This window comes from Variovorax sp. GW821-FHT09A10 (genome assembly GCF_059418385.1).
The window spans coordinates 1-21,202 of the sequence record NZ_JBWKPT010000018.1; the positions used below are offsets into that span (position 1 = coordinate 1).

The window sequence follows — 21,202 nt, forward strand, 5'->3', positions numbered from 1 at the left end:
GGTCATCCAAACCATCGCCCCGTCGCGCGCAATCGATGCAGGCACGCAATAGGTGACGGACTTGGCATTTGCGCTTTCTCCCAGCGAGGCATGCTCGCTAGTCCATTTGCGCTAGACCGTATTGCGAATAGGCGAGGTGAACACCCGCTCCTAGACTTTCCCACGAGGCCTGAACGGCGCGCACTCCCGCGGCGTCGAGCGTTCGCGGCAGCGAGTGCATGGGTCGAGGGGGTTCAATGGCGTGGTTTTCGAGATGGGGATGTACGCATCCGGCGCGTCGCCGTGCCGGTCTCGCCGGCGCGGTCGGCCTGGTGGGTGTCTTGCTTCTGGGCCCCGGCGGTCCTTCAGCCCTGGCGCAACGACCCGCGCCACCACCTTCTGCTCCCGCCGCTGCGGCGGGCGGCCCGAATGCCGAGGCCGCGGCCGACCGCATGGCGCAGGCGCGGCTGGCCGACACCGACACGCTGCTGGCCCTGACCAGCGAAGGCGCGGTGCTCTACGGGCAGGACGCGGTCAAGCTCTCGGGTTATCAATACTGCAGCCAGGCGGTCGCATTGGCCGAGGCGGGCGAGTTCCGCCAGAGCGTGCGCGCCGCGAGCAAGGCGCTGCATCTGGCCAACGCCACCAGCGACCCGAACCTGCGCGCCGTGGCCAACCGCGACCTGGCGATCGTCTACAGCTACTCGGGCCAGCTCGAGAAGGCCGAGGAGTTCGCGCGCGAAGCGCTGCGCCACACCGCGCGCGACCCCAAGCTGGTGGTCGGCCCGGTGCAGAAGGTGATCGGCGACGTGCGCACGCGGCGCGGCGACTTCGCCGGCGCGGTGCTCAGCTACGACGAGGCACTGGCCAACAGCTCGCCGCGCTATGCGCCGCTGGTGCAGGCCTCGCTGGTCAACGCGCTCATCGAATCGGGTGACGCGGTGCGCGCACGCCAGGTGCTCGGCGACATGGCCGAGCCGCGCGAGGCGCCGCTGGCTGCGCAGCTCGAACGCACACGCGCTCGCCTGCTGCTGGCCGAGAACAAGCCGGCCGAGGCGCGCGACAAGTACCGCGCGCTCACCACGCGCCAGGTCGGCACCGACACCGCCTACTACCGGCTCTGGGCCTGGGACGGCGTGGCGCGCAGTGAACTCGCGCTGGGCCAGAAGCAGGCCGCGGCCGACGCCGCGGGCCGCGCGCTCGCCGACGTCGACCAGGTGCGCGCGCGCTTTCGCAGCGAAGAAGTGAAGATGGGCCTGTTCTCCGACCTGCAGTCGGTGTTCGAGCGCGGCGTGGCGGTGTACAGCGAAGCAGGCGATCCGCAGCGCGCCTTCGAGGTCAGCGAGCACAGCCGCTCGCGCGCGCTGCTCGATGCGGTGCGTGGCCGCGCGAAAGTCAGCGAGTCGTCGGCCGGCATGGTCGGCGTGGCCGCGCTGCAGCGCGCGCTGGCGGCCGACGAGCGCGTGGTGCAGTACCACGCACTGCCCGACCGCCTGATGGTCTGGGTCGTGGGGCCGGACGGCATCACCGAGAAGCGCATCCCCGTGAAGCGCGACGAACTCACCGAACTCGTCGAGACCTTCCGCAACTCGATCGTGCGCGGTCGCCGCGCCGCCATCACCAACGCCGACAAGCTGGGTGCCGCGCTGCTCGGGCCGCTGGGCCTGGTGCCGGGGCAGCGCGTGGTGGTGGTGCCGCACGGGCCGCTGCACTACCTGCCGTTCCAGGCGCTGCGCCTGGACGGGCGTTACCTCATCGAGACGCACCCGGTGTCGGTGGCGCCGTCGATCAGCATCGCGGTGCAGCTGGCGCAGCGCACGCCGCGCGTGAACGCCTCGCTCACGGCCTTCGGCAATCCGCGCATCGAGGACAAGTACGATCTGCCCGGTGCCGAGACCGAGGTGAAGCAGCTCGCGCAGCTGTTCCCGCGCAACACGGTGTACATGGGCGCGGCCGCCACCAAGACGCAGTTCCGCGACGTGGCCTCGCGCTCGCCGCTGATGCACGTGGCGGCGCACGCCGAGGCCGACGAGGTCGATCCGCTGTACTCGCGCATCCTGCTGGCCAACGAAGGCGGCAAGCAGAACTTTCTCGAGGCGCACGAGATCCTGGCGCTGCCGATGGACGGCACGGCGCTGGTCACGCTGTCGGCCTGCGAGTCGGGCCTGGGGCGCATCGCGCAGGGCGACGAAGTGCTGGGCTTCACGCGCTCGTTCCTCTCGGCCGGCAGCTCCAGCCTCATCGCCTCGCTGTGGCCCGTGTCGGACGACGCCACCGCCGTGCTCATGGGCACGCTCTACGGCGAACTGGCCAAGGGCCGCGACATCCAGAAGGCCATGCAGGCCGGGCAACTGGCCGTGCTGAAGGACCCCAAGATGTCGCATCCCTTCTTCTGGGCGCCGTTCAACCTGATCGGCAACTGGCGCCTCACGGTGGGAAGCTAGAAATGTTGCTCGCCCCCAGTCTCCCCGCACTTCGTGTCGGTCCGCCAACCCCCTACCGGGGGCGGTCCGGCCGCTTCGGGCGGCCGTGCGCGGCGGCCCCCACGAAAAAGAAGAACTGCCATGGTCACTGAGAAGATCCGCCTTCGTCCACGGCCGACGCCAGTCGCCCTCGCCGCCATGGCACTCGTTGGTGCCACGCTGTGGGTCGCCATGCCCCGCGCCCAAGCGCAGGAAGCCACCGCGCTGCTGCCCACCAAGGACCCGTGCGGCAGCTGCGACCGTCCCGTGGCGCAGGCCACCGGCGCCGTCGCCCCGCAAACCCTGCCCGCACCGCCACAGCCCGCCGCCGCAGGCAGCTTCAAGCTCACCGACCTGCGCCTGAACGGCGTGAAGGCGCTGAGCAACGAAGAGCTGCAGACCATCACCGCGCCGTACATCGGCCGCGACGTCACGCTCGGCGACCTCGAAGGCCTCGCGCAGGCCATCACCACGCGCTACAAGGAGCGCGGCTACTTCCTCGCGCAGGCGGTGGTGCCGGTGCAGACCGTGCGTGACGGCATCGTCGAGATCAGCATCATCGAAGGCCGGCTCGGCAAGGTCGAGGTGCTGGTCGCACCCGAGGCGCCGATCAGCGAGGCGCGCGTGCGCGGCTTCCTGGCGGCGCTGCAGCCGGGCGAGGCCGTGAACGCGCCGGCCTACGAGCGCGCGATGCTGCTGCTGTCGGACCAGCCCGGCCTCAAGGTGTCGTCGAGCCTGCAAGAGGGCGCGCAGGCGGGCACCACCGACCTGTCGGTCGAGGTCGAGGCCGGCGCGCGCTGGGCCTTCTCGGCCGAGGCCGACAACCACGGCACCAAGGAGGCAGGGCGCTACCGCGTGGGCGGCACGGCGCGCTGGCTCAGCCCCTTCGGCATCGGCGACAACCTCGATGCGCGCCTGCTGCTGTCCAACAGCAACGCGCTGCAGTACGGCCGTGTGTCGTACGAGGCACCGCTGGGCACCAGCGGCCTGCGCGCGGGCATCGGCATCTCGCGCGTGAGCTACGACCTGGGCGGCAAGTTCGTCGACCTCGACGCGCGCGGGCGCGCCGACGTGCTCGACGTGTCGCTCAACTACCCGCTGATCCGCCAGCGCCAGCAGAACCTGTTCCTTCGCCTCACGGCCGACGTGAAGGACCTCACCGACGAGCTGCGCGGCGTCGACTTCACGGCGAAGAAGCGCGTGCAGGGCTTCGGCATCGGCTGGGCCTGGGAGCGGCGCGACGAGGTGCTGGGCGGCGGCTACTGGGCCAGCTCGGGCACGCTGTACCACGGCGACCTGTCGATCCGCGACGCGCAGAGCTTCCAGTCCGACCAGCAGTTCGGCGGGCGCCACACCGAAGGCGGCTTCACCAAGCTGAGCTTCCAGGTGTCGCGCCTGCAGGCCATCGTGCCGCGCCATTCGCTGTACTTCTCGGTCGGCGGCCAGCGGGCCAGCAAGAACCTCGACGCCTCCGAAAAGCTCGCGCTCGGCGGCGCGCGCGCGGTGCGCGCCTACCCCTCGGGCGAACTGCTGGTGGACCAGGGTCTGATCGGCACGCTCGAATACCGCTGGGCCGCGACCGACGAGATCACGCCCTACCTGTTCTACGACGCGGCACGCGGAAAGATCGCGCGCCATCCCTCGCCCTTCGATGGCGAGAACTCCCACAGCCTGCGCGGCTACGGCATCGGCCTGAGCTGGTCGCGCCCGGGCAACTTCTCGATCAACGCCACGCTCGCCTGGCGCGCCGGCACACCGCCCGCGCAGACCGACGGCGGCGGGCGCAACCCGCGGCTGTACGTGCAGCTGCAGAAGGCGTTCTGACCATGAAGCCACGCAACTTCCAACCCCGGCATCCGCTGCGCCCGCTGGCGCTTTCGATCGCCTGCATGGGCCTGGCCCCGGCGCTGGCGCAGAGCATCCTGCCGAGCTACCTGCCCGGCCAGTACACGACGCAGGGCGGCGTGAGCGTGGCGGGCTCGACCACGGTCTCGCCGCTGGGCGGGCAGGCGCTGGCGATCTCGCAGTCATCGCTGCGCGCGATCATCAACTGGAACGCCTTCTCCATCGGCGCGAAGGACGTGGTCAACATCAGCCACACCAACCCGTCGCAGGCGGCTGCCAGCATCCTGCTCAACCGCGTGACGGGCAATGACATCTCGACGATTGCGGGGCAGCTCACGTCGCCCGGGCGCGTGTTCCTCGTCAACCCGAACGGCGTGATGTTCAGCCAGGGCGCGACGGTCAACGTGGGCGGCCTCGTGGCGTCCACGCTGGCACTGAACACCAGCGACGCCGACTTCCTCGCCGCTACCAGCACCAAGCTCGATTTCCTGCGCGACGACAACAAGAGCACGGTCGTGAGCAACGCCGGCGTGCTCACCGCCACCGGTGGCCCTGTGGTGCTGATGGGCGCCGAGGTGACCAACACCGGCCGCATCGTCGCCGACCGCAGCACCGTGGCACTGGCTTCGGGCCGCAGGATCAGCTTCGACCTGGGCAACGACGGGCTCACCAACCTCGTGGTCGCGGCCGATGCGATGGCCACGAGTGCCAAGGTGGTCAACGCCGTGGGCGCCACCTTGCAGGCCGACGGCGGGCGCGTGATGCTCATCGGCAGCTCCAGCACGGCGGGCCAGCTGGTGGTGAACCAGTCGGGCACGGTGCGCGCGCGCACGCTGGAGAACGTCAACGGCGAGATCGTGCTCGGCGCCGGCAGCAACAACCGCATCGAGATGAACGGCGGCACGCTCGACGCCACCGGCACGGGCGCGGGGCAGCACGGCGGCAGCATCCGCATCGCGGCGGGGCAGGTGCGCATCGAAGGCACCGGCGGCGGCGACCAGCGCGCGGTGATCGATGCCAGCGGCCAGGCCGGCGGCGGCAGCGTGTCGGTGCGTGGCTACGACGTGGCGCTGTCGTCCACGTCGGTGCTGCGCGCCGACGCCACCACGGGCGGCGCCGGCGGCACGATCACCACGGCCAGCGCCCAGGGCCAGGCCCTGGTGGGCGAAGTCGATCCGGCGCCCGAGCGCAATTCGCAGCTGCAGGCCTACGGCGAGATGACCGCGCGCGGCGCGGGCGACGGCAAGGGCGGTGCGATCTCGAACGAGGCCGATGCGGTGCGCGTGCAGGCCGTGCGCGTGGACGCGGGCGGCGGCGCGCAGGGCGGCGCCAACGGCAGCTGGACGGTGAGCGCGAAGCAGACGGACCTGGGCATCGTCAACGCCGCCAACGTGCCCGCCTATGACAGCACACTGCCGCCCTTCGGTTTCAGCACGGTGAGCGCCGGCAGCGTAGGCGACACGCTGGGCCGCGGCACCGACGTGACGCTGGCCAGCGGACGCACCGGGTTCGGCGCGGACGTGTCGTTCGCGGCCGGTGCACAGGTCGTCAAGAGCGAAGGCGGCACGGCGCGGCTGCGCATCGATTCCGCCGGCAGCATCGTGATGAACGACGGTTCGGCCATCACATCGCAACAGGGTGCGCTGCATGTCGACTTCAACGCCGACTCGACCGGCCTCGTCGCCGCCAACGCGAAGAACATCAACAACAGCAGCGGGCTCCCCTCGATGGAGAGCGACTACGCCGGCGCGATCCAGTTGAATGGCGCGACCATCACGGCCAACGGCGGCGACGTGCGCTTCTTCGGCCAGGGCGATGCGCAGAACGGCCGCGCCATCGGCGGCGTGGTCCCGATCGGCGCCGAGGGCACCACCCTGTCCGACGGTATTTCGCTGAGCGGCAGCCAGGTCACCACCCGCGGCGACGGCCGCGTGACGATGCGCGGCCAGGGCCGCACCTGGATCGACGACCAGAACAACAGCGACTTCATCTTCCGCGGCAGCAACGGCGTGTCGATCACGGGCGGCACGGTCGAAGCCGGCGCTGGCGGCCTGCAGCTCGACGGCCTCGCGGGCTACGGGCGCAGCGGCGTGGCCATCGGCAGCGGTGCGGTGCTGAAGTCCGTGGGCGACATCGGCATCAAGGGCCAGGGCCCGACCTGGACGTCCAACATCGGCGGGGCCGCGGTGGGCGCCAGCACGGCGGTCGCCATCGACGACGCCACCGTGGCCGGCGAGCGCGACGTGCGCATCGAAGGCCAGGGTGCGAACCTCGACGGCCTGCGCACCGACACGGGCTTCGCGGCGGGGAACATGTCGGCCGGCGGCGGCAACGGCGTCGCCATCCGGGGCGCGGTCTCGGCCGGCGCGGGCCGGCGCATCGACGTCATCGGCCATGCGGGCAGCGAAGGCTTCAGCGCCACGCTCGGTAGCCCCGACATCATCATCACGCCGTCCACCACGCCCACCTACGGCGTGGCGGTCACGGCCGACGCCGACCGGCCGATGGCGCTGCGCACCGACGGCGGCACCATCGCCATCGACGCCCAGGGCACCGACGTCTCGATGCGCCTGGTCACCTTCATCTCCAGCGTGGGCACCAGCGTCGGCACGCTGGCCTCGGTGGCCAGCGGCAGCGGCAAGGGCGGCAGCATCTCGGTGCAAGGGCGCAACGTGCTGATCGACGGCGCCACGAATTCCGACGGCTCGCCCGCGGTGGCGCGCCTGGATGCCGGCGGCGCGACCGGCGGCGGCAGCATCGACATCGCGGCCAGCAACGCCATCGCCCTCGGAAAGAACACCAGCCTCGAAGCCAACGTCGGCGCGGGCACGGGCAACGGCGGCAGCATCAAGGTGGTGGCGACCGAGACGCTGCGTGCCTACGGCCAGCTCTCGGCGCGCGGCGGCACGGCCGGCGGCAACGGCGGGCGCATCGAGACCTCGGCCGGGCGCTTCGACCTGCGCGGGGCGCGCGTCGATGCCTCCGCGCCCGCAGGTGCGGCGGGCCAGTGGTTCATCGACCCCTTCGACCTCACCATCAGCCACGGCACGACCGGCGGCACGCTGCCCACCAACCCGTACGACGCGCTCGCCAACTCCACCATCGAGGACGGCGACATCAACACCGCGCTCAACGGCGGCACCAGCGTGCGGATCTCCACCGGAACCGGCACGGGCGGCAGCGGTGTCATCACGCTCGAACCCGATGTGGACATCAACTACACCGGCTCGAAGGGCCCGCTCACGCTCCAGCTGGACGCCGCCAGCGGCATCCAGACCCGCGCGCCGGGCACGACCATCCGCGCGATCGGCGGCGACGACCTGAACGTGGTGATGAACGCGGGCGTCAACCCCGACGGCACACCCTCGGGCAACAGCGGCTTCATCGACTTCGCCGGCAACATCCTCACGCAGGGCGGCAGCGTGACGATGAACGCGGTGGGCACGGGCACGCCCGGCAGCGGCTTCATCCGCCTGGACGGCGGGCAGGTCATCACCGACGGCGGCAACGTGTCGCTGTTCAGCGGCCAGCCCGGCGCGCCCACCGGCACCGTCGTGGCGCGGGACGTGCAGATCGACACGCGTGTCGGCCAGAGCAACGCGGGCGCGGGCGGCAACGTGCGCATGGAAGGCGGCGACGTGCTGCTGCAGGGCGCGCGCATCGCCACCGCCACCGGCAACGTCGACATCCGCGGCACCTCGACCACGTGGGACAGCGGCGTGGTCATCACCGACGGCCAGACCGGCCCGAGCACCATCAACACCACCAGCGGCAACGTCACGGTGCAGGGCGTGGCGCGGCGCCAGGCCTCGTCGACCTTCGCGGCGGCGCACGGCGTGCTCATCAACGGCGGCAGCTCCATCACCACCGGCAGCGGCAACATCGCGGTGCGCGGCTACAACTTCAACAACGACCCCTCGGCGCCGGGCGTGACCGAAGACAGCGGCGTGCGGCTGGAAAACGGCGCGCAGCTCGTCACCACGGGCGGCGGCAACATCGAGGTCACGGGCCGTTCGCAGAACGGTGGGCGCGGCGTTGTGCTGCAGGCCGGCGGCTCGCCGACCGCGCCCGGTGCGTTGCCCGGCATCCGCAGCAGCGGCAACGTGCTGCTGCGCGCCAGCAACGACGGCAGCGGCGATTCGATCGTCATCGAGGCGCCGGTGGTCGCGGCCGGCACCATCGACCTGCGCCCGGGCGGGGTCGATGTCAACATGAACGTGTCGGACGACACGGCCACGCCCATCGTGCTGGGCGGCCCGACGGTCAACGGCTTCTCGGTGTCGGGCGCGGAGTTCGCGCAGCTGTCGGCGCCGACCATCGTCGCGGGCAGCACCACGCACGCGGGCGCCATCACGGTGGCGGGCGCGCTCACGACCCCGGGCGCGCTCACCCTGCAGAACGAAGGCGGTGGCGGCGGCATCGCGCTCAACGCGCCGGTCTCGGCCGCGACGCTGGGGCTGCTGTCGGGCGGCAACGTGAGCCAGTCGGGCGCGGGCACGATCACGGCGGGCGCGCTGCTCGCACGCTCGCGCAACGGCAGCGTCGACCTGCGCAACCCGGGCAACGACGTGGCCACGGTCGGCGGCGGCGCGGCGGGCGGCTTTGCCTACGTGGACGCGAACGCGGTCACCATCGGGCCGGTGTCGGTCACGGGCTTCGACGCGGCGGGCAACCTGCCGCAGGTCACTTCGGCCGACTCGATGGCCGCCAACACCGTGTTCGTGCGCACGCTGCGCGGCGATCTCACGCTGGGCGCGCCGGTCAGCAGCGCCAGCGGCACCGACCTCGTGGCGGCGGCACGCTTCCAGAACCCGGGCGGCTACGGCATCACGGGCGCGCTGTGGCGCGTGTGGGCCGATACCTGGGTGGGCGAAACGCGCGGCGGGCTGGCCGGCTCGGGCCCGCTGCCCAACTTCTACCACTGCGCCTACCTGGGCCTGTGCACCGTGACCGTGACGCCGGGCGACAACCACTTCATCTACGCCCAGCAGCCGACGGCCACGGTGGTGATCGCCGATGCCTCGCGCACCGTGGGCGCGCCCAACCCCTTCTTCATCTACAGCATCACGGGGTTGATCCTGGGCGACACCGGTGCGGGCTTCAGCGGCTCGATGTTCTCGCCGGCGCTGCCGGGCAGCCCGACGGGCCTGTACCCGATCAACGGCACCTTCACCTCGGCCGAGGGCTACGCCGTGCGCGTGGTGCCGGGCCAGCTGCGCGTGAGCGGCCTGCCGTTGCTGCCGTCGGTGGACGTGGTGCGCGAGCCGTTGACCTCGTACCTGTACGACCGGAACATCGGGCAGGCGCCGATCTGCCTGGCCACCGGCCCGCTGGACGGCGACCGCGCGCAGCAGGGCGCCGACGTGCTGGCGCGCGAATGGTCGCGCGTGCGCTCGCGGCCCAACCTGCTGAGCTGCGTGAACACCGAGCGGCGCAACGGCTGTTCGGACTTTTGAGACCGCACGCGTGTCAGCGCGGCGCGTGATCGCGGGCCGTGAGCACGAAGAGCTGCGCCATCAGGTCCGCGAGCAGCCGCAGCTGCGGGTCGTCGGTGAGCGGCGCGTGCCGCCACGGGGCGACATGGGCCTCGAGGCCGTCGAGCGGCCCGGCGAAGAACAGGCGCCGCAGCGCACCGCCGAGCACGTCGTGCGCCGCCGATGCCGCGGGGCTGCCGAGGGTGCTGTCGGCATGGCTGCCGGAGGCGGGCGTGGCGAGAAAGGGCGAGAGCACCACGCCTTGCAGGCGGCCGTCGCGCAGGAAGCTGCCCAGCGTCAGGTCGTAGGGTTGCAGTGGGCCGCTCGCGAGCGCCTCCTGCAGCAGTGCGGGCAGCACGCGCAGGCCCTTCGGCGTGACGAGGTAGGCGACCGCGCCCCAGTTGTAGAGCGTGCGGGCGTCGAGGAAATCGATGCCCGACAGTGCATGGCGCGGCGCGCTGCTGTCCCGTGGCGGCAGGCGCCGTTGCAGGCTGTGCCAGAGCGCGAGCAGGTGCTGCGTCGAGGTCACGGGTTGGCATTCGAGGAACGCGATGTCGCAGCCTTCGGCTTCCAGTTGCGCGAGCGCGCCGCTGTGCAGCACGGCCGGGAGGGCTTCGCTGAGTTGCGCGTCGTCTTCGAGCACCAGCAGCGCTTCGTCGGGGTTCGCGCGGGTGAGGGCTTCGGTGTGCGAGAGGAAGCAGGCGCGCTCGCCGGGCGTGATCGCCGTGCTGCCGGGCGCGAGTGTCTGCGCATCGATGGCGGCCAGGCGGTGCACCTGCGTCAGCCCGAGCCGCTGCAGCTGTGCGTCCATCGCGGCGCGGCGCTCGGCGCTTCGCTCGAGGTTGATGTAGCGGCCTTGCATGGGCATCTCCGGTGCGTCATCGCTGAAGGAGCGATGCAGTGAACATCATGACGTCAAGCAATCAGGCGGCGGGCACGGGCCGTCCGTGGCTCAGCGTCGTGCTGCCTTTCTACCGCAAGCTGGCCGAGTTCGAGCGCGTGCTGCCGATGAACGCGGGGTATTGGGCGCGGCCCGGCATCGAGGTCGTGCTCGCACTCGACGAACCCGGCGAAGAAGCCGGCGTGCTCGCGCTGGTCGAACGCTTTCCGCAGATCCGCTGGAAGGTGCTCGTGAACGACCTCGCCCATGCGTGGCGCCCGCCCTGCAAGGCCATCAACGCCGGCGTGCGTTGCAGCGCGGGGCGCTTCGTGCTGGTCCATTCGCCCGAGTCCGCCTACGCCGGCGATGCGCCGGCGCTGCTGCTGCACGCCGCGATGGAGCACGCGCACGGCGTGGCGGTCGGCCGTGTCGGCTTCGCGCGCTTCGACGAACTCACGGACACGCTCGACGCCGCCTTCGCGCGCCAGGTGCCGCCCGAGCTGCTGCTGCAGACCTTCTACGGCTCGCTGTGCTGCGCGCGCGAAGCCTTCGATGCCGTGCATGGCTACGACGAATCCTTCGAAGAATGGGGCGGCGACGACGACAACCTGCGCGTGCGCTTGGAGATGGCGGGCTGGCAACTGCTGGCCTGTCCGGACGCACACCTGCTGCACCTGTCGGACGAAACGCGCACGGGTGGCGAGCAGTTCGACCGCGACGTTGACTGGATCAAATGCACGCCGAACGAGGCGCGCGCGGGCGATGCCGGATGGGGGCGCGACTTCGACCGCATCGCACGCGACGACAGTGCCGGTGCATGGCCCGCCGAAGCCCCGGCCTGGCTGGTCGCCGCACCGGTGGTGCCGATGGGTTCGCGCCGCCAGTGCGAGGTCTGCGCGCGCCTGCTGCACCACGAGCCCAGCGCCTTTCATTGCCCGCGGTGCGCGCCCCCGCCGATCGCACCGCGTCTCACGTCGCGGCTGCGCATCGTCTGCGTGCTGCAGGTGCGCAACGAGGCGCGCTATCTGCATGGATGCCTCGACCACCTGCGCGGCCATGTCGACGGCATCGTCGCGCTCGACGACGGCTCGACCGACGGCACCGCCGAGATCCTGCGGCGCGAACCGATGCTGCTGGAGCTGCTGTCGAACCCGCCGTGCGACGACGGCGCACACGTCTGGCGCGAGAACGAGAACAAGCGCCGCCTGCTCGAAGCCGCGCGCCGCCACGGCGCAGGCTGGGTGCTGGTGTGCGATGCCGACGAGCGCTATGAAACGTTGTTCCTTAGTCACCTGCACGCCACCGTCGATTCGCTGCCCGACCGCCAGCTCGCGAGCCTGTCTCTCGTGTCCTGTGAGCTTTGGAATTCGCCCGATGCCTGGCGCAGCGACGGGCCGTGGGGGCGCAAGTCGCGCGCGCGGCTGTTCCGGTTGCCGCAGCAGATCTCGTTTGAAATGAGTTCGGAACTGCACGGCCCGTGGCTGCCCGACGACGCGCAGCGCCACGGCCTGATGTTCTACAGCCGCTACCGGCTCTACCACCTGAAGAGCATCCGGCACGCCGACCGCGTGGCGCGGCGCGACCTCTACACGCGGCTCGATCCGGCGCGGCAGTTCCAGGCCATCGGCTACGACTACCTCGCGCAAGAAGGGCCGGGGCTGCAGCTGAGGCGCATCGAGTCGGACCGCGACTACGACCGCAACACCTTGCCGCCCGACCTGCAAGCGGCTCAGTCGCCCAGCCCCAGCGTTCTCGCAAAATCGCCGCGGTAGGTGCGCAGGCCCTGGTGCGACAGCTGCGAGCGCGTGTCGACGTGCACGCGTCCGCCGATCGATTGCCAGCGGCGGCAGAAGCCGTAGTCCTCGCTGAGGTAGCGCCCGTTGCCCGGTTCGGCGAACACGTCGAAGAACCGGTAGTGCGGGCGCGCCGCGATGACCGGGTCGTCCATGCGGTCGGGCGTGTAGCGCAGCTCGGGCAACGCCTGCGCCATCTGCTCGAGCACGCGGCGCGCGATCAGCATGAAGCCGGTGGGCGCATCGAGCACTTCGAGAAAACCGTCGGCATCCACGCGCGCGCCCGCGTCGTTCACGTTGACCGGAAACGCCGCATGCAGCGCCTCGAAGTCGGCGCGCGTGGTGCCGGCCGGCAGCGGCGCGCGCAGGCCGCCTTCGGGCCAGCCGTCGCTCTTGTGCGGGTACACGCCGGCCACCACGTCGCGGCCCGCGCCCAGCAACCGCAGCGCGGCCTCGGGCTCGAAGCCGATGTCGGCATCGATCCAGAACAGGTGCGTCCAGCGCGGGTCGGCCAGGAACTCGGCGGCCAGCCGGTTGCGTGCGCGCGTGACGAGGCTGTCGCCGTCCAGAAAGCGCGTCTGCATCGCGAAGCCGTGGGTCCACGCGAGGTTGACGAGGCCGAGCAGGCTGCGCACGCACTCGGTGCCGACCGCGCCGCCGTGGCAGGGCGTGGCGACGAAGGGGCGGACGTTTTTCAGGTCGACGGCAGTGGGCATGCAGGTTCAGGCGCCGGGCGCGTGGCGCCGCGTGGTGAGCAGTGCGCGCAGCTTGGCCGGCGCCACCGGTTTGGTCAACAGCGTCACGCCGCCGTGGCGCAGCCGCTGCAACACCTCGGGCCCGGTGGCGCCCGACACCAACACGGCGAGTGCGCCAGGCTGCAGGCGGCGCGCGGCGTCGATCACTTCCACGCCGTCGGCGTCGCCGGCCAGTTGCAGGTCGCACAGCACGGCGTCGTAGACGATGTCGCCGGTGCCCAGCCGTGCCAGGGCCTCGGCGCCGGTGGTGACGCATTCGACCTCGCAGCCCCACTGCGTGAGCAGCGCGTGCGTGCCGTCGAGGATGGCGGGGTCGTCATCGACCACGAGGCAGCGCAGGCCCGCCAGCGGCGCGGGTGCGACCGGGACGGGTTCGGGTGGCGCCACGTCGGCCATGCGCGCGGGGGCCAGCGTGAACGCGAAGGTGCTGCCCGCCTGCAGCGCCGAGCGCACGGTGATGCGGGTGCCCAGCAGGGTGGCGATGCGCGCGCAGATCGCCAGGCCCAGGCCGAAGCCGCGGCGGCGGTCGCGCTCGGTGTTGGCCACCTGGTAGAACTCTTCGAAGATGCGGCCCTGGTGGATGGGCGCGATGCCCACGCCGTTGTCGCGCACCTCGATTCGCACGCCGGCCCGGCTGCGCCGCGCGGCCACCAGCACGGTGCCACCCTCGGGCGCATGGCGCAGCGCGTTGGCCACCAGGTTGCCGACGATGCGCTGCACCATCGCCGCGTCGCTGCGCACCGCCAGCCCGCGGTCGCGCCAGTGCAGCCGCACCTGCGCCGCGCTGGCGGCGGGCGCGTGCTGCGCGTCGAGCTGGTCGAACAGCGCGGCCAGCGAGACGCGCGTGATGGCGGGCGTGAGCACCTGCGCGTCGAGCCGCGAAATTTCGAGCAGGTCGTCGAGCAGCACGCCCATGAAGCCGGTGCTCTCCTGCAGCCGCAGCACGGCCGGGCGCTGGGCCTCGGTGGCGCTGGGCAGCAGGCCGTCGATAAAGAGACCCATCGCATGCAGCGGCTGGCGCAGGTCGTGGCTCGCGGCGGCGAGAAAGCGCGCGCGCGACAGCGCCGCCTGCTCGGCCTCGGCCATGCGCTGCAGCGCGACGGCGGTGGCCTCGCGCACGCGCTCCTCGCTCACCTGGCGGTTGTATTGCAGGCGCTCGGCGAGGCGGTCGATGTCGTGTGCGAGCACGGCCAGTTCGTGCGTGCCGCGCGTGCCGCCTTCGACCACGTCGCAGCGCACCTCGAAGTGGCCGGCCTCCAGCGCCGCCACGGTGCGCGACACGCGCCGCAGCGGCCGTGCCACCGTGCGCGCCATATGGCGCACCGAGGCCCACGCCGCCAGCAGGGCGACCAGCGCGATGCCGATGCCGGCGATGAGCGAGCGGCTGCGCTCGTGCGTGTAGGCGGTGGTGTCGCGGAAGGTCTGCACCAGCCCGATGGGCGTGTCGCCCGCCGTGGTGGAGCCGGCCGGCGCGAAGGCGCTGGCGCGCGAGGCTTCGCGCAGCGTGACCGGCGCGCTGAACATGCGCAGCTGCGCGAGCGATTCGTTCTTCGGCCCGGCCGTGACGTACACGCCGGCGCTGTTGCTGATCTCCACGCGCGTCACCTGCCCGCCGCGCAGCGCCGCCGAGGCCACGTTCTGCAGCGCCGGCAGATCGCCTGCGTAGAGGCTCAGGTCGGACATCGCCGCCACCTGCTTCGCCACGGCCTGGCCTTCGGCATCGAAGGCGGCTTCGAGCGTCTGCAGCCGGTTGTGCGTGAACCAGCCGGTGAGCGCCAGCGCCACCGCCGCGCAGGGCACGACGCCCAGGCGGAACAGGTCGCGCTGCAGGTTGCCGCGCACCACCAGCGACGTGGTGGCCGGTGGTGGAGGGGGCGATGGCGCTTCGGTCGCCGTGACCGCTCCCGCCGCCGTCGGGCGGGACAGCGGGCTCGGGGGGACCGGCGTGGTGCTCATCGCGGGGCTGCGAGTCGTTCGGTGAGCTCCCGTTCCTCCGGCGGACGCAGGCCGAGCCCGCGTGCCACGGTCGCGTTGATCCGCACGGTGGCCGGCGTGGCCGCCTCCACCAACGGGCCGCTGCCGGTGCTGCCGGCGCTGGCCACCTTCTGTCCGAGCTGGCGCGCCTGCTGGGCCAGCTGGCCGGGCGTGGAGACCGCCGCCGCCAGGCCGCCCGAGCGCACCAGCCCTTCGCTGGCGCCGAACACCGGCAGGCCCGCGCCGGCGCCGGCATGCAGCACCGAGAGGGTGGCGGCCTGGCTGTCGCCGATGAGGTCGGGCAGCACCATGAGGGCATCGCTGCGCGGCACGAGGGCGCGCAGCGCGGCGGCCAGCGAGCGCGCGTCGGGCGCGATCTCGACCTGCAGGTCCCAGGGCGGGTTGGCCCCCTGTGCGGCACGCTGCAGCTCGCGCACCAGCGGTTCGGATTCGGGCGTGGCGATGACGCCCAGGCGGCGCTTCTGCGGCAGCACGGCGTTCACCAGCGCGAGCTGGTCGGCCATGGCCGGGTCGCGCAGCAGCACGCCCACGCGCCGATCGCCGCGCCGCAGGGCGACGGGGCTGGCGGCCTTGAGGGTTTCGTAGTCGAGGCGGCTCAGCATCGCGAGCACGAGCGGCTCGGCGCTGGGGCGCTCGAGCGCAGCGCGCGCAGCGGCGGTGCCCACCGCCACGGTGAGGCCCGCGTCGTTCGCGGTGCGCAGGCTGCGGGTGCGCACACCGGCGTTGGCGGCGGGTTCGGTGTCGGTGCCAGCGGGTTCCACAGCCGCCGTGGCCGTGCCCGGCCCGATGCGCACCAGCTCGAACTTGCCGGAGGCCGCCTGGTCGGTGCGCAGCTGCTGCACGAACTCGGCCGACGCGGCCTGGTCGTCGCCGACCAGCACCGTCAGCGTGGCCGCCGATGCGACGCGTGGCGCGGCGGTGAGGCACAGCACGAGGCCGCAGGCCAGCAGGGCGTGGACAGCACGGTGCACTCTTCCGAAGAAAAGCGGAATGGGGAGGTTCTCAGCGACGGACATGGACTGCTTTGTGCAGCGAGAGGCAATGGTCCAATGTAAAGACGCGCCCTGTTTCCCGCGATAAGGCAGAGGGCTTATGTCCGCGCATGCGACGGCCCGCACCTGTGAGGAAGATCACAGTGCGGCGGCTGCTTGGTCTATGCCTGACGGTCTACCCGGGCCCCTACCCCGAGGGCAGGGCTGTCAGAGGCCCGCCGCGATCATCAGCGCGGCGGTGCGCTGTGCCTGGATCGCCTGGCGCAGCACGCGCGGCGACACCGGCTTGTAGAGCACGGCGATGCCGGCGGCGGCCACCTCGCGCAGGCGGTCGGGCTTGGTTTCGCCGGTGACCAGCAGGCGCGCGGTGCCGGCGCCGATGCCGCGCGGATGGCGCTCGAGCGCGGCGATCACATCGAGGCCGTTGTCGCCGCCCTGCAGCAGCAGGTCGCTGACCACCACGTCGGGCGGCGTGTCCCAGCCGTCGGCCAGCGCCAGCGCTTCGGCGCGGGTCTGCGCGGCCAGCACCGTGGCGCCCCAGTTGCCGAGCACCACGCTCAGGCCTTCGAGGATCGTGCGCTCGTCGTCGATGACGAGGATGCGCAGGTCCGCCAGGCTTGCGCCGTTGTCGTCGGCGGCGGTGACCACCGTGGGCGCCGGTGCCACCGGCGCCGGCAGCGCGGCGGGCGCGGCGCGCACCTGCACGCGCACGCAGGTGCCCTTGTGCAGGCGCGAGCTGAGTTCGACGCGCGTGTTCAGCAGCTCGGCCAGCCGCTGCACCGTGGCCAACCCCAGGCCCATGCCGCGCGCGCCGCCGGGCGCGTTGCTGCGGCTGGCCGGCTCGACCTGGTAGAACTCCTCGAACACCCGCGCCTGGTGCTGCGCGGCAATGCCCACGCCGGTGTCGACCACGTCGATGCGCACGCCCTTGCCGCGGGCGCGCGCACCGATCAGCACGCCGCCCTCGACCGTGTGGCGCAGCGAGTTCGACACCAGGTTGTTCAGGATGCGCGAGAGCATCACGTAGTCGCAGCGCACCCACAGCTCGGTCTTGCGCACCACCAGCCGCAGGCCCTGTTGCTCGGCCACGGGGCGGAAGTTGCGGCTGATCTCGTCGAACAGCCGGTCGAGCGGAAAGTCGGCCCACTGCGGCTGCAGCACGCCGGCGTCGAGCTGCGACAGGTTCAGCAGCTCCGAGAACAGCCGGTCGAGCGAATCGACGCACTCGCGGATGTGGCCGATGCGCTGCAGCTTCACCGGGTCGGTCTCGCCGTTGGCCAGCCCGTCGGAGAACAGCGTGAGCGCATGCAGCGGCTGGCGCAGGTCGTGGCTGGCGGCGGCCAGCAGTCGCGTCTTGGCCTGGCTGGCCACCTCGAGCAGCTGGTTCTTGCGCGCCAGCTCGGCGGTGGCCTCGTTGATGCGGCTTTGCAGCAGCCGGTGGCTTTCTGCGAGCGCGCGCGCCGCCTGGTTGAAGCCGTGCTGCAGGTGGCGCACCTCCGAGGTGCCTTCGATCGCCACGCTGGCGGCCTCGCCCGCGCCGAGCCGGTCGACCGCCTCGCCCAGTGCGCGGATCGGCTCGCTGATGCGGCGCGCCGCCCACCAGCCCGCCAGCCCCACGCCCAGCAGGCTCACGGCCAGCACCAGCGCCACGTTGAGCCAGACCGCGCGGCGCGCGCTCTGCACCGCGTCCAGCCCGATCTCGACCATCACCTTGCCGTTGTGCCGGCCGTCGTCGCTGACGATCGGCACCACCACCTGCAGGCCCTCGCCGCGGCGGCGGTCGACGGTTTCGGAGTTGGCGACGATCTCGCCGTCCTCGGTCCAGATCTGCACCTGCTGCACGTGCGGCTGGTAGGTGCCCGTCTGCGCGGTGCGCGCCAGCGCGCGGCGGTCCATGCGCGACAGCGGGGCCTGCGCCACCGTGGCCACCTGCAGCGCCACCGTCTGCGCATTGGCGCGCATCAGCTCGGTCAGGTTGCCCAGGTGCTGGCGCGTGAGCACCGCGATGGCCACCAGCGTGGCCGCCGCGGCCGGCAGCAGCGCCAGCAGGATCAGCTGCTGGGCGAAGGTGAGGCGGGCCAGCCCGCGCAGGAGGCGGAAGTTCAAGTTCATGAAGGCCTTGAGCACATGGGGGGCGAGCTTAGGGCCGCGGCCCGGAACAGGGAAGAGCAGAAAACAGCACGAAAAACGGCGGCATTTGCGATGTAATGGCGTCCGCGTTGCCCATGCCAGACCCCGCCGGTTCGCCGCGGGCCCTTGTCTTCCGGTGTCCTCATGCAGGCTTTCTTGCGTCGTTTCGGCAAATTCCTCCAGAACAGCCGCCGTGCGGTCCTGGCCTTTGCCGTGGGGCTGCCGCTGCTGGCTGCAGCCCAGGCGCCGGCCCCCGCAGCGGACGCACCGGTGCGCTTCGGCATCCTGCCGCTGGGCGGTGCCTTCGAGTCGCGCAGCGACTGGGACCCGCTGCTGGCCGAACTCAGCCGCGCCATCCAGCGGCCGGTGAGCGTGCTGTCCGTCAATTCGTATGAAGCGCTGGAGCAGGCCATCCAGCGCGGCGAAGTCGACATGGCGTTCCTCTCGGGAAAGATGGCGCTCGACGCCGTGACCCAGCAGCGCATGAAGGTCGTGGCCCAGGTCGTGCGGCACGACGGCCTGCCCGGCTACCGCGGGTTGTTGCTCACGCGCAAGGCGCCACCTTTCAACACGTTGAAGGAATTGATCGACCAGCCCGAGCGCTGGCGCCTGGCGCGCGGCGAGCGGCAGTCGGTGTCGGGTTTCATCGTGCCGCAGCTGCAGTTCTTCCTGCCGAACCACATCGTCATGGAGACGCGCTTCCTGAGCGAGGTCGTCGGCACCCACCAGGCCAACGCACTGGCCGTGGCCAACAACGAGGCCGACGTGGCCACCAACAACTCGGCCGATTTCGAGCGCTTCAAGCTGCGCTTTCCGGCCGAGGCGCAGCGGCTGCAGGTGCTGTGGGAGTCGGAGCTGATCCCGCATGCGCAGATCGTCGTGCGCCGCGAATACCCGCCCGAGCTGCGCCTGCGCGTGCAGGCCTTCCTGGTCGCCTATGGCCGCGGCAAGGGAGCGCGCGGCGACGCCGAACGCGTGGTGCTCAAGTCGCTGCACGACCTGGCGGGCTTCGTCGCTGCCGACAACAGCTCGCTGCTGCCCGCCGCCAAGCTCGCCTACCAGCTCGCGATGCAGAACGCGAAGACCGCGCAGTGGGTCAACGACGCGGCACGGCAGGCGCGGCTGCAGCGGCTGGAAAACGGCTATGCCGACCAGTTGGCTGTCTTGAAGGATGTGAGCCCTTGAACCGCCGCACGATGCTCGCGCTGGCCGTGTCGTCGCTGATGGCGCCATGGCCGGCGGGCGCGCAGCCCGCGCCAGCGCCCTCCGCGAAGGGCCCGCTGGTGATCAAGGAAGTGCGCTTCGGCGTGCTGCCGCTGGGCGGCACCGTCGAGTCGCGCGCCTTGTGGACGCCGCTCATGGCCGACATGAGCCGCGCGCTGGGCCTGCCCGTCAGCGCGTACTCGGTGCCGTCGTACGAAGAGCTCGACCGTGCCATCGGCCGCGACGAGATCGACATGGCCTTTCTCTCGGCCAAGATGGCGCTGGACGCCGTCATGCAGCGGCGCATGAAGGTGGTGGCGCAGATCGCGCGCCGCGACGGCATGCCCGAGCACCGTGCCGTGCTGCTCGCGCGCAAGACCGGGCCGCTCAACACGCTCGAAGGCCTGCTGACCCAGCCCGAACGCTGGCGGCTCGCGCGCGGCGACAGCCGCTCGGTCACCGGCTTCATCGTGCCGCAGAGCCAGCTCTTCCTGCCGAACCAGATCGAGATGGAAACGCGCTTTCGCAGCGAGTTCGTCGGCACGCACCAAGCGACCGCATTGGCCGTGGCCAACGGCGACGCCGACGTGGCCACCAACAACACCACCGATCTCGAACGCTTCCGCCAGCAGTTCCCGGTCGAGGCCGCGCGGCTGCAGGTGATCTGGGAATCCGAGCCACCGCCCGGCGCGCCGATGGTGGTGCGTCGCGACTACCCGCCCGAGTTTCAGGCGAAGCTGCAGGCCTTCCTGATCGGCTACGGCAAAGGCAAGGGGACGCGTGCCGATGCCGAGCGCGAGGTGCTGAAGAACCTGCGCGCGGCGTACGGCTACGTCGCGGCGGACGACAGCGCGCTGCTGGCGGAAGCGAAGCTGGAATACCAGCTGGGGCGCCAGCGCGCGTTGTCGGCGGCGTGGGTCAACGATGCGGCGCGGGAGCAGCGGCTGCAGCGCATCGAGAAGGCGTATGCGGCGCAGGTGGAGGCGCTCAAGGCGTCGAGCGCATCCCGTTGAGGCACGGCCAGCGCAGGCCGTGCCCATGAAAAATCACTCGCTTTGCGCGGGTATCTGAACGCAGGTCGCGGCGGGCGACCATTGTTGTCAATGCAAACGCGTGGTGGCTTCCACACTGCGCGACCTCTTTCCGTGTGAAGGCTGCTGTCGAAGACGTTCTTGCGGGCGGCTTCGTGCGGTTTGCGTTTTTCGTCGGAAAGAGGACGGGGCGCGAGCCCGCATCTGACAACGACGATCCCTATCGGAAAGACAGTCACGCAATGAAGACCTACAAGATATTCAAGGACCCCCTCGGCAATGTGCAGGCCGTCAAGGACGGGTGGTGTTGGCCGGGTTTTTTCTTCGGGGCGTTCTGGGCCCTTTTCCATCGCATGTGGTGGGTGGGGCTGGGCCTATTGGGCGTGGCGACGCTCATCGTCGTTGGAGAAGACGCTATCGGGACGTCGGCCGCGGAGGCGTTGCTCAACGTGCTTTCTGTCATCGTGTCGGTGGGGTTCGGCATGGGAGGGAACGCCTTGCGCGTAGGACAACAGATTCGCAGGGGCTATGAGGAGATTACGGTGGTGCAAGCCGCCAACGTGGAGATGGCGCTGATTCAGGGGCATGCGGCGCCCGCAACGAAACCTGGGACGCTCTGAGAAAAATCCCACGCATGGCGAAGGCGGTGCGTGGAGTTTGACG

Annotated in this window: 12 protein-coding genes; 7 read left to right on the forward strand and 5 right to left on the reverse strand. The window is 71.4% G+C overall.

Going from position 1 to position 21,202, the window contains the following annotated elements:
• Positions 1–311: 311 nt before the first annotated feature.
• The 3 genes from AC07Q9_RS31345 (at position 312) to AC07Q9_RS31355 (ending at position 9,742) form a co-directional block, all read left to right on the forward strand.
• Positions 312–2,423, forward strand: coding sequence for a CHAT domain-containing protein (locus AC07Q9_RS31345; RefSeq protein ID WP_495312933.1), 2,112 nt, complete (start codon positions 312–314; stop codon positions 2,421–2,423).
• A 177-nt stretch (positions 2,424–2,600) separates the two neighbouring features.
• Complete coding sequence (locus AC07Q9_RS31350) at positions 2,601–4,265, forward strand: ShlB/FhaC/HecB family hemolysin secretion/activation protein (protein ID WP_495312934.1); 1,665 nt, start codon at positions 2,601–2,603, stop codon at positions 4,263–4,265.
• A 2-nt stretch (positions 4,266–4,267) separates the two neighbouring features.
• Entirely contained in the window at positions 4,268–9,742 is a 5,475-nt protein-coding gene (locus AC07Q9_RS31355; protein ID WP_495312935.1) for a two-partner secretion domain-containing protein, read from the forward strand.
• 13 nt (positions 9,743–9,755) lie between these two features.
• On the opposite strand, the gene AC07Q9_RS31360 is transcribed toward AC07Q9_RS31355, so the two are convergent.
• Positions 9,756–10,622 carry a glycosyltransferase family 25 protein gene (locus AC07Q9_RS31360; protein WP_495312936.1) on the reverse strand — a complete coding sequence of 289 codons (867 nt, stop codon included), beginning with the start codon at positions 10,620–10,622 and terminating at the stop codon, positions 9,756–9,758.
• Between the two features lie 47 nt (positions 10,623–10,669).
• Between AC07Q9_RS31360 and AC07Q9_RS31365 the strand changes: the two genes are divergently transcribed.
• Positions 10,670–12,412 carry a glycosyltransferase gene (locus tag AC07Q9_RS31365; protein ID WP_495312937.1) on the forward strand — a complete coding sequence of 581 codons (1,743 nt, stop codon included), beginning with the start codon at positions 10,670–10,672 and terminating at the stop codon, positions 12,410–12,412.
• Here the strand turns inward: AC07Q9_RS31365 and AC07Q9_RS31370 are convergent.
• The 4 genes from AC07Q9_RS31370 to AC07Q9_RS31385 all read right to left on the reverse strand — a co-directional run bounded on the left by AC07Q9_RS31370 (position 12,370) and on the right by AC07Q9_RS31385 (position 18,287).
• A complete protein-coding gene (locus AC07Q9_RS31370; protein WP_495312938.1) occupies positions 12,370–13,149 on the reverse strand; it encodes a hypothetical protein in 780 nt (259 codons plus the stop codon). The genes AC07Q9_RS31365 and AC07Q9_RS31370 overlap by 43 nt on opposite strands.
• 6 nt (positions 13,150–13,155) lie before the next feature.
• The gene (locus tag AC07Q9_RS31375; protein WP_495312939.1) at positions 13,156–15,144 is read right to left on the reverse strand and encodes a hybrid sensor histidine kinase/response regulator; all 1,989 of its coding nucleotides are present in this window, start codon (positions 15,142–15,144) and stop codon (positions 13,156–13,158) included.
• On the reverse strand, positions 15,141–16,199 hold the full coding sequence (locus AC07Q9_RS31380) for an ABC transporter substrate binding protein (RefSeq protein WP_495312940.1): 1,059 nt from the start codon (positions 16,197–16,199) through the stop codon (positions 15,141–15,143). The genes AC07Q9_RS31375 and AC07Q9_RS31380 overlap by 4 nt, the downstream gene beginning before the upstream one ends.
• Positions 16,200–16,382: 183 nt before the next feature.
• A complete protein-coding gene (locus AC07Q9_RS31385) occupies positions 16,383–18,287 on the reverse strand; it encodes an ATP-binding response regulator (protein ID WP_495312941.1) in 1,905 nt (634 codons plus the stop codon).
• Between the two features lie 162 nt (positions 18,288–18,449).
• Between AC07Q9_RS31385 and phnD (AC07Q9_RS31390) the strand changes: the two genes are divergently transcribed.
• From phnD (AC07Q9_RS31390) to AC07Q9_RS31400, 3 genes are all read left to right on the forward strand, one after another.
• On the forward strand, positions 18,450–19,490 hold the full coding sequence (gene phnD / locus AC07Q9_RS31390; protein WP_495312942.1) for a phosphate/phosphite/phosphonate ABC transporter substrate-binding protein: 1,041 nt from the start codon (positions 18,450–18,452) through the stop codon (positions 19,488–19,490).
• Between the two features lie 11 nt (positions 19,491–19,501).
• Positions 19,502–20,521, forward strand: coding sequence for a phosphate/phosphite/phosphonate ABC transporter substrate-binding protein (gene phnD / locus AC07Q9_RS31395; protein WP_495312944.1), 1,020 nt, complete (start codon positions 19,502–19,504; stop codon positions 20,519–20,521).
• Positions 20,522–20,781: 260 nt separating this feature from the next.
• A complete protein-coding gene (locus tag AC07Q9_RS31400; protein ID WP_495312943.1) occupies positions 20,782–21,159 on the forward strand; it encodes a DUF2628 domain-containing protein in 378 nt (125 codons plus the stop codon).
• Positions 21,160–21,202: the final 43 nt, after the last annotated feature.

Bases quoted from the DNA above. Each gene is read 5' to 3' on its own strand.
- AC07Q9_RS31350 (WP_495312934.1), top strand. From the start codon at position 2,601: ATGGCACTCGTTGGTGCCACGCTGTGGGTCGCCATGCCCCGCGCCCAA.
- AC07Q9_RS31355 (WP_495312935.1), top strand. From the start codon at position 4,268: ATGAAGCCACGCAACTTCCAACCCCGGCATCCGCTGCGCCCGCTGGCG.
- AC07Q9_RS31360 (WP_495312936.1), bottom strand. From the start codon at position 10,622: ATGCAAGGCCGCTACATCAACCTCGAGCGAAGCGCCGAGCGCCGCGCC.
- AC07Q9_RS31365 (WP_495312937.1), top strand. From the start codon at position 10,670: ATGACGTCAAGCAATCAGGCGGCGGGCACGGGCCGTCCGTGGCTCAGC.
- AC07Q9_RS31370 (WP_495312938.1), bottom strand. From the start codon at position 13,149: ATGCCCACTGCCGTCGACCTGAAAAACGTCCGCCCCTTCGTCGCCACG.
- AC07Q9_RS31375 (WP_495312939.1), bottom strand. From the start codon at position 15,144: ATGAGCACCACGCCGGTCCCCCCGAGCCCGCTGTCCCGCCCGACGGCG.
- AC07Q9_RS31380 (WP_495312940.1), bottom strand. From the start codon at position 16,199: ATGTCCGTCGCTGAGAACCTCCCCATTCCGCTTTTCTTCGGAAGAGTG.
- AC07Q9_RS31385 (WP_495312941.1), bottom strand. From the start codon at position 18,287: ATGAACTTGAACTTCCGCCTCCTGCGCGGGCTGGCCCGCCTCACCTTC.
- phnD (WP_495312942.1), top strand. From the start codon at position 18,450: ATGCAGGCTTTCTTGCGTCGTTTCGGCAAATTCCTCCAGAACAGCCGC.
- phnD (WP_495312944.1), top strand. From the start codon at position 19,502: ATGCTCGCGCTGGCCGTGTCGTCGCTGATGGCGCCATGGCCGGCGGGC.
- AC07Q9_RS31400 (WP_495312943.1), top strand. From the start codon at position 20,782: ATGAAGACCTACAAGATATTCAAGGACCCCCTCGGCAATGTGCAGGCC.